At 72.2% G+C, this 683-nt stretch carries 1 protein-coding gene; it reads left to right on the top strand.

The features are described 5' to 3' along the window. The coding region (locus tag KUM32_RS41325) for a GuaB3 family IMP dehydrogenase-related protein (protein ID WP_217146780.1) at positions 1–683 on the top strand (683 nt) is incomplete at both ends.

Raw genomic sequence — 683 nt, forward strand, 5'->3', positions numbered from 1 at the left:
GCCGCGGACCGCGATCCGCATCGGTGAGCTGGGCGGGCTCGGCGTGCTCAACCTCGAAGGGCTGTGGACCCGGTACGAGGACCCCGAGCCGCTGCTCGCCGAGATCGCCGAGCTGGACGAGCACACCGCGACGCGTCGGCTCCAGGAGATCTACGAGGCCCCGATCAAGGAAGAGCTGATCGGCCAGCGCATCAAGGAGGTGCGGGACTCCGGCGTCGTGACGGCCGCCGCGCTCTCCCCGCAGCGCACCGCGCAGTTCTCCAAGGCCGTGGTCGACGCGGGCGTGGACATCTTCGTCATCCGCGGCACCACCGTCTCGGCCGAGCACGTCTCCGGCGCCGCCGAGCCGCTCAACCTCAAGCAGTTCATCTACGAACTCGACGTGCCGGTCATCGTCGGTGGCTGCGCCACGTACACCGCCGCCCTGCACCTGATGCGCACCGGCGCGGCGGGCGTCCTGGTCGGCTTCGGTGGCGGCGCCGCGCACACCACGCGCAACGTGCTGGGCATCCAGGTCCCGATGGCGACCGCGGTGGCCGACGTCGCCGCCGCGCGCCGGGACTACATGGACGAGTCCGGCGGCCGGTACGTGCACGTCATCGCCGACGGCGGCGTCGGCTGGTCGGGTGACCTGCCCAAGGCGATCGCCTGCGGCGCGGACGCCGTGATGATGGGTTCCCCGC

The sequence above is a fragment of the Streptomyces sp. AC627_RSS907 genome, from assembly GCF_019049165.1.